We start from the raw sequence: 7,730 nt of genomic DNA, 5'->3' as shown, positions 1-7,730 counted from the left end.
AACTCACTGCGGCATAATCACCAACAGCTGATCCCGCACGGTGTCGAGAAACTCCACCACTCAACGGGACGCCACCAAGGGACCTTGCAACGCCACAGCCAAGGGTGACGAAGCTGCCCCAAGACATCGGTAACAGTTGGCGGGTTTATGCGTGCGCAAAGGGTCCTTGTTGGTTACCGCCGTCTCCGTCGGGCGGCGTGTTCGAGGACCGCGGATGCCAGCGTGAGGGGCGTAGTGTTCGCGCTATGGAAGAGGCGCTGTTTCGGGACTGGGACGAGGGTGTCCTCAGACGCCCGGAGGGTGACAGCGCAATCGAGTTGCTGCGCGCGGAACGGACCTTTCCAGAAGTTCTCCGGCTAAGCGTCGACGACGACTGGCTGGAGGAGTTCGATCTGGCTGGCTGGGAGCACGGCCGCCCCGTCTACTTTTCACGTGGCTTTACACCGCGGATGTAACAGCGAGCCGACTCGAGCGAGGAGTCGACCCGAGCGAGGTCCCGGCCCGAGCCGACCCTCCATGGACTATAAGGACCGACGCCTCGGCGTGGCCACCCCGTGACTACCGAGGCTCATCGGTCAGGTGCAGCCCTCCTGAGCTGTTGGAGGAGACGGTTAGCTGCTCCAGCCATGCCCGGTTGATCGAGGTTGCCTGCGTGTGCCTGTAGCGGAACATCAAGGGGATCGAAGGGTCCATCCAGATTACGCACCGGCTGCCGCCGGCGTCGGGACCCTCGTCCCAGGAGAAGAAGAAGCCTTCCTTGCGCCTGAGTTTGGTGCCGATAACGATCTGCAGATGCGCGAGGGTGCGATCGTCGAAGCTGATCTCCGTGGATCCGGAGTAGACGAGCGTGCCCATTCGAGAAGCCTAGCCGTGGCTCGGCGGTGATGTGGTCTCTCGGCTAGCGTCTCGCTGGTGGGCGAGACCACCGCCTCAGAGTCGAGACGGTGCTCTCACGAGGTCCAAGGGCGTTTAAGAGCGAGCCGGGCATGTTCTTCAGCGGGTTGACTCGCGCGGCTTCCGTTCTCCGATCGGCTACGGCGCCCGTCAACCTGGTTAGACCAGTGCGGCGCACTGTCCAATCGCTTTGCCACCTACCGTGTTTGGCACGGGGCCGAATCCGGGTGAGACCTTCGGGGTGATGCCGAAGCAGATCAGGTTGCGTCCGATGGTGTTGTGGCCGATGTACATGCCGTTGCCGCCGGGGTCGGTGTCGGTGATGGTGATGCCGGCGAAGGTGGCGTTGGACCCGATCTTGTTGAACAGGACGCCGATCCAGTTCGTTTTCTGGCCGCCCATCGTGATGTTTCCGCCGATGGTGTTGTTCTTGATCGACCAGGGGAAGTCCGCGCCGCCGCCGGCGATAGTGACGTTGCCCTTCACCGTGATGCCGTTGAGGAGGACTCCCGTCGCGCCGATGGCGGTCATGTTTCCGCCGATGGTCACGACCGAGTTGCCGCCGTCGGCGCATGGGTGGGCGGTGTTGCCGACGGACTCCGGTGACTGGCAGCCGAGTCCGAGCAAGGATCGGCTCCACGCTGTGACGTTGCCGCGGACAGTGACCGTGGAGGAGTTGGTCTGGGCGTCCAGAGCAGCGCCCGGATTCACGGTGAGGTTGCCGGTGACGTTGAGGGTCGCGCCCTGCGGCACGGCGCATTGGCCGGTGATGATCAGGTTCTTGAACGTTCCCGAGACAGCGCCGCCAGTGCACGAGCCAGTGGCCGCAGCGGAGGCTGCGTTCGCGGCTGGTGCGCCTGCGATGCCGACGACGCTCGCTGCGACGAGCGCGATGAGTATCCGCGTCAGAGTTGTCTTCTTCATGGTCATCCCTTCCGTGATGACGGGCTGGGATAACCGGCGTGCCGGATCGCATCGACGGTGATAGCGATTATTGAACCGGGAGTTCAACCCCAGCGTGCGGACCCCCGTCCGCTCGTCAGTCCCCCAGCTGGCGCGCGTTGGCGCCGAAGCTACACCCCCGGTTTCCGCAACGGCAAGAGGTGATCACCACTCACTTTGTGGACTACTCGGGGCCGCTCCCCATGACACTGTGATCGTTTCCACGCGTCAGGGGAGCCCCGAACTGGTCAAGCCTTCAACTGCGGTCACGAACGACGGGTGTGATCGTTGACGCCAAGTCATCTCGAATCCGACCCGTGCCTGAGCTGGGGGACGCCTCCGGCGTGCTGCTTCACAGGGTCTTCTCTCCGATTCGGCAGCCGAGCATAGCGGCCTCCACCAGCTCCGTTCCCTCCACTCACTTTTTGCAGACTCCACTCGCTGCGCTCCCTGCGCTTAGCAACCACTCCCTCCGGGCACTGCGCTGCCTTCACCCGCTCTCGATCTTCGTGCCGGAACGGCCAGAAGAACGATCGATTCAACGAGGGAGTGAGTGGGATGCGGGTATTCATCATCGAGACAAGCAACATGGCACCGGAACTGCAAGGCGGACTTATCGGCATTGAAGGATCCTCCGACCCGACTACCGCGGAGAAGCAGGAGTGCCTGGAGACCGTCAGCACCTACGTGATGGATGGTTGGGCGATCGCCGCCGACCCGGACACCCCGATCGGCTGGCTCGCCGCGCTCACCGCCGAGGCCGCATGTGCACCCTTCGTCAACCTCGCTCGTTCCGAGGCCAATCGCGAAAGAGATCCCGACGATTTTCGGATTTGCGCGTCAAAACGGCCTTCGAGACACAACGTGTAGGTATGAGGGCATTCGTTTCGGGACAGCACCGCGGCGCACCTTGCCGTTGGTTTTCCTGGCGCCTGCTGCACTGCCCAGTCGCGCGGCGGCTACGCCCGGACCTGACCTCTTCTGCCTTGCTATCGAAGAGGCTGTGTCGCCACCGGTTCGCGTTCGCGTCGGTGGTCAGGCGGACGATGACCCTGCGGTCCCCGGCACGGCTTAAGCCGGAGAAATGGTTCGATTTCAATGATTTTCTAGCGGGTTTCGGACATTCGGGCCATTTGCGCGCCAAAACGACCTTGGAACCGGAAGTTCTAAGTAGAAGGAGTTTTTATTCGAAAGGACAAGACTGCCCAGTTTCGGACAGCAAAGGGGGGTGAATGCAGGTGCGAGGTGGAGTAGCCAGATGGAAGCGAGGACAGGCCTCTCACGGGGTCAAGCAAGCCGTCAACTACGCGTTCAGCGGTGTCTGCGACGCCACACTCACCGCCAAAACCGCTGACGGGGTTATCGCTGCCGCTGGCTACGCCGACGCCGTGATGACCCGGTACATCGTTCAGAACGGTGCCATCCGCGACGACCTCCTCACTCGCGACCAGCTCAAAGCCTGGGTTGACGGACTCGACCCGCTCACCGGGGAACGGCGAGGCCGGGATCTCGAGTCGCCGGTGGCTGATCTGATTTTGGATGCGACGATCAACGCGCCGAAGTCGTTTTCCATCGCCGCCATGCTCGACCCCGACCTGGCCGCCGCGTACGAAGACCTCCAAGACCGGTTGCGGGACCGGATCGTCAAGCTGTGGCAGGCGGAGCTCAACGCCCGCCGCGGCAAAGGCGGCGCCATCCGCGAAGACCTCGCCCGGATCGAGGTCGTCGAGCTCCGCCACGAACGCTCCCGATCGTTGGATCCGCACAAGCACCGCCACTTCTGGCTGAATGTGAAAGTCCAAGGGCTGGACGGCAAATGGTCCAACATTGATACCCGGGTGGCGTTGCGGTTCCAGAACGTGATCAACGCCGAAGGCGACCTCGCCTCCCGCACCGACCCCACGTGGATCAGTGCTCTCGCCGCCAAGGGGTTCACACTCAACGAGGATGGGGAGATCGCCCAGCTGCAGCACCTGGTGCGACCACTGTCGAAGCGCTCCGCGCAGATCGAAGCGAACAAGCTCGCCCGCACGGCATGGTGGCGGCAGCAGCACACTGGCCAGGAGCCCTCCCACGATGTGGTGAACCAGATCGACCACTGGGCGTGGGCGGTCGGCCGACCCAACAAGCCAGGCAAGCTTGACGAAGATGACTGGGCCGAGCTCGTCCGGGAAGAACTGCATACCGCCGACCCTGCACTCGCCATGCAGCGTTCTCCTGCGTCGCTGCCTTCTATCGCCGTCGAGGATCTCGACCTTGAGTTGCTGGCAGCCAAGGCTGTTGTCGACGCGGACGCCCGCTCGACCGGCAGCGGTGGCCGCTTCAGCATGATGGACGTCCGGGCCGGCGCACTCCGCGCCATCGCCGCCACCGGCGTTATCGCCGACCGAGACGCGCTCACGACGCTCGCTGACCAAGTTGTAGCGAATTCGCACACGGTGACACTGATCTCGGAGCCGGACGCCCCGAAGCACGTCAAGCACCTGATGGCGGTCTCCACCGCCACCCTGAAAGCCACCCTCGCCCAAAAGGTCGACGCGTTCTCCGCACCCGGACAGATCCTCGACACAAGCGAGGTCGCTGCGATCGCTCGCGCGATTGAACCCGATCGGCCGCTCGACGACGGCCAGCTCGCGGGCGCGGCCGCAATCGGTGGCACATCCCGCAACGTCGTCATCTCCGGCCCGGCCGGCACAGGAAAGACCACGATGCTCAAAGTCGCGGGCGCTGCTCTGCGGCTGCGCGGTCACAAGATGATCATCGTGGCGCCGACCAAGAAGGCTTCCGCTGTAGCCGGACGCGAGACGATGAGTTCATCGTCGTCCCTCCACCAGCTTCTGCATGACTACGGATGGCGCTGGGCGACTGCCGCTTCTGGCGCAACTGAGTGGCGGCGGCTCTCGGTCGGCGAGGTTGACCCGGCCTCGGGCTACAGCTATCGCGGCCCCAGGACCAACATCACTCCGGGGGATCGCATCGTCGTGGATGAGGCCGGCATGCTGGACCTCGAGGCGGCGTCAGCACTTCTTGACGTGGCGCACACCACTGGCGCAGGCGTTGCGCTCGTCGGTGATGAGCAGCAAGCCTTGCCTGTCGGGCACTCTGGCGCGATGGCGCTCTTCTGGCGCCGGTCATCACGGCGCGTGGAACTCACGACTACCCACCGATTCGAGGATCCCGCGTGGGCAGAGATCTCCCTTCGTCTACGCGATCCCGTGGACCAAACGGCCATGCATGATGTGGCCGCCGACATCATCCGAACTGATCATGTTGTGTTGGCCGATGGCGACGCCGCCGCCCGCGAAGCAATGGTCGAAGGTTGGTTCAACGCGATCCAGCATCGTGAGTCGATCTCCCTGGTCACAGCGACGCACGTCGAAGCTCAGGAGATCAGCGAAGCGATCCAAGCCCGGCGAATAGCATCGGGCGCTGTCTCTGCGGACAGGGCGATTGTCGGGCAATCAGGCCAGACGATCTTTGTTGGCGACGTCGTCCAGACTCGACGCAATGACTCGGTCGCCGACGTGCAGAACCGTCAAAACTGGATCGTGAAAACCGTCGGCAAAGACCACGTTATACTCGCCGCAAGCACCGACACGACCGACCTCAGGAGGGTCACCCTCTCCTACGCGGAATCGCACATCCACCTCGCCTACGCCACAACCGTCTACGGAGTTCAGGGCGAGACGACCGACCGTTCGCTTGTCGGTCCCGGAGTGGACGCTGCGGGCCTCTACGTCGGCCTCACGCGCGGTAAGCAACAGAATGCCGTCGTACTCGTTGCCCCCACGAAAGATTCGGCGAAGTCCGAGCTGGTCGAAATGATGCAACGCAAGAGCGTGGAAGAAACGATGGAGATGTCTCGAGCGGCAGCCCGCACGGAACTCCGGCGGGCCGCACAATCTTCGGCGGCACCCATCGTCACGGCACCCCAACGGCCCGCTGCCTCAGTTGGCCTGGAATGATCGCCCTGAAGGCTCTACCCGGCCAGACCCGTAGCCCACAGTTGCCGGCCGACGAGATTGACCCCGTCCAAAGTGCCCCCTCGTGGGTCGAACCCGAAGATGGCAATACCGAGCTGATCGCAACGATCGACTGCTTCGGGAAGAACGCCCCGCCGAACAAAGAGCAGACCTCGACGTCCGTCAGTAATGGAGAGCGACGCCGCACGCTCCACGAGTTCCAATCCAACGTTGCCTCGCCCGTTTTCGACCCAGCCGAGGTAGCGGGACCCATACAGATCGCAGACCTGGCTCGATTCACCCGCTGCCACGACAGCGTCTGTCGCGCCGAGGTAGATCATCCACTGGCGGCACAGTTCGATTGCTTCATCGTCCGAAGCTCCGCGAGGCTTCGGCTCCGGAGGTTGCCGTTCCACAAAACCAGTCTGCCCGAGACTGCCGTCCCCGCCACGTGTGGTCCGTCGTTGGAAGACTGGATGTCGGCGCTCGCGCGTAGCCTGACGCCACCCACCCGAGCGCAGCGCAAAGCCTCGAGCGGCAATCGGAGTTGAGCTATGGGGAGTATTCACGCATACGAGGCGCGCGGCGGCAAGCGCTATCGCGTCCAGTACAGAACGCCCGAGCACGCTCTCACTGGCAAGCGCGGATTTCGAACGAAGCGAGACGCCGAACTTTTCTTAGCATCAGTTGAAGTCGCCAAAGCTCGAGGCGAGTTCATGGACGCTCGAGCGTCCCAGTCGACGATCAGCACGCTCGGTGTCGAGTGGCTGGCCAACCAGCACCATCTGAAGCCCTCGTCACTACGCCCTGTAGAGATAGCCTGGCGGCTGCACGTCGAACCGAAATGGGGAAGCCGACGTGTCGGTGAGATCCGTCACTCAGAGGTGCAGAACTGGGTGACAGCCTTCACCAAAGGCAACGGAAAGCCGCGTTCGGCAACCACCGTTCTTCGCGCCTACGGCGTCCTCGCTGGGATTCTCGACACCGCCGTGATGGATCGTCGAATCCCGTCGAATCCTGCGCGAGGCGTCAACCTCCCTCGAAAACTCAAGGGGAAGCACAAGTACCTCAGCCACGCGCAAGTCGATCTCCTCGCGGAGAACGCGAAGAAGCACCGGACCATGGTTCTGTTCCTCGCCTACACCGGGCTGCGATGGGGCGAAGCCACGGCCCTTCATGTTCGCGATGTCGATCTGAATCGCCGACGTGTCGACGTACATGAGAACGCAGTAGAGGTCTCGGGCACGATCCATGTCGGGACTCCCAAAACGGGCGAATCGCGCAGCGTCCCGTTTCCGCCGTTCCTCGCTCCGCTCCTACAGGAAATCACCGAGCACAAGACCTCATCGCAATTGGTCTTTGGCGACGGGGACAATTACCTGCACCAACCCGATCGTCGCCGGGGTTGGTATGTCTCTGCGATCGCGCGATCACAAGCCCTCGACAAGAACTTCCCACGTGTCACGATTCATGACCTACGGCACACCGCCGCGAGCCTGGCGATCAGCGCCGGAGCCAACGTCAAGGCTGTGCAGCGGATGCTCGGTCATTCATCTGCGGCGATGACCCTCGACACGTACGCCGATCTCTTCGACGACGACTTGGATGCTGTTGCCCTGGCCCTTGATGCGGCCCGGGCAAACGCCACAAATGTAGTCAAAATGTAGTCAAACGCCCCATCCCGAGAAAGCGAAAACCCCCGGATCCCTTATAAACACTGGGATCGCGGGGGTTTTGCGATGGCGGTACCGGTGGGATTTGAACCCACGGTGGGCTTTCACCCACACAACTTTTCGAGAGTTGCACCTTCGGCCGCTCGGACACGGTACCGCGGACGAGTTTACTGGATGCTCGCGGTGACCGCGAATCGGGCGGCGGGGCCGGGCGCGTCCGCCGGTCAGGGAAGCGCAGGCCGCGGGCGGTACGCTGCCG

At 63.1% G+C, this 7,730-nt stretch carries 7 protein-coding genes and 1 tRNA gene; 4 read left to right on the top strand and 4 right to left on the bottom strand.

Annotated features, from left to right (window positions below; translation table 11 throughout):
* Positions 1–245 precede the first annotated feature (245 nt).
* Positions 246–455 carry a hypothetical protein gene (locus tag AC1ROW_RS20350; RefSeq protein ID WP_493021274.1) on the top strand — a complete coding sequence of 70 codons (210 nt, stop codon included), beginning with the start codon at positions 246–248 and terminating at the stop codon, positions 453–455.
* A gap of 103 nt (positions 456–558) precedes the next feature.
* Here the strand turns inward: AC1ROW_RS20350 and AC1ROW_RS20345 are convergent, their stop codons facing one another.
* Both AC1ROW_RS20345 and AC1ROW_RS20340 read right to left on the bottom strand, forming a co-directional pair.
* A complete protein-coding gene (locus AC1ROW_RS20345) occupies positions 559–855 on the bottom strand; it encodes a DUF7882 family protein (RefSeq protein ID WP_493021272.1) in 297 nt (98 codons plus the stop codon).
* Between the two features lie 198 nt (positions 856–1,053).
* Entirely contained in the window at positions 1,054–1,818 is a 765-nt protein-coding gene (locus AC1ROW_RS20340; RefSeq protein ID WP_493021271.1) for a hypothetical protein, read from the bottom strand.
* Between the two features lie 576 nt (positions 1,819–2,394).
* Between AC1ROW_RS20340 and AC1ROW_RS20335 the strand changes: the two genes are divergently transcribed.
* Together AC1ROW_RS20335 and AC1ROW_RS20330 are read left to right on the top strand one after the other, a co-directional pair.
* A complete protein-coding gene (locus AC1ROW_RS20335) occupies positions 2,395–2,706 on the top strand; it encodes a hypothetical protein (protein WP_493021269.1) in 312 nt (103 codons plus the stop codon).
* Positions 2,707–3,068: 362 nt separating this feature from the next.
* Positions 3,069–5,801, top strand: a complete 2,733-nt coding sequence (locus AC1ROW_RS20330) for an AAA family ATPase (RefSeq protein ID WP_493021267.1) — start codon at positions 3,069–3,071, stop codon at positions 5,799–5,801.
* Positions 5,802–5,815: 14 nt separating this feature from the next.
* Here the strand turns inward: AC1ROW_RS20330 and AC1ROW_RS20325 are convergent, their stop codons facing one another.
* Positions 5,816–6,214, bottom strand: a complete 399-nt coding sequence (locus AC1ROW_RS20325; protein WP_493021265.1) for a hypothetical protein — start codon at positions 6,212–6,214, stop codon at positions 5,816–5,818.
* Positions 6,215–6,352: 138 nt separating this feature from the next.
* On the opposite strand from AC1ROW_RS20325, the gene AC1ROW_RS20320 reads away from it, so the two are divergent.
* Positions 6,353–7,465, top strand: coding sequence for a tyrosine-type recombinase/integrase (locus tag AC1ROW_RS20320; protein WP_493021263.1), 1,113 nt, complete (start codon positions 6,353–6,355; stop codon positions 7,463–7,465).
* A 73-nt stretch (positions 7,466–7,538) separates the two neighbouring features.
* Here the strand turns inward: AC1ROW_RS20320 and AC1ROW_RS20315 are convergent.
* Positions 7,539–7,628 (bottom strand) — tRNA-Ser (locus tag AC1ROW_RS20315).
* Positions 7,629–7,730 lie beyond the last annotated feature (102 nt).

Source organism: Leifsonia sp. GW821-FHT13C09, from assembly GCF_058806435.1.
The sequence above is the reverse complement of the archived record's forward strand: the minus strand, read 5'-3'. Positions and strand labels throughout refer to the sequence as shown.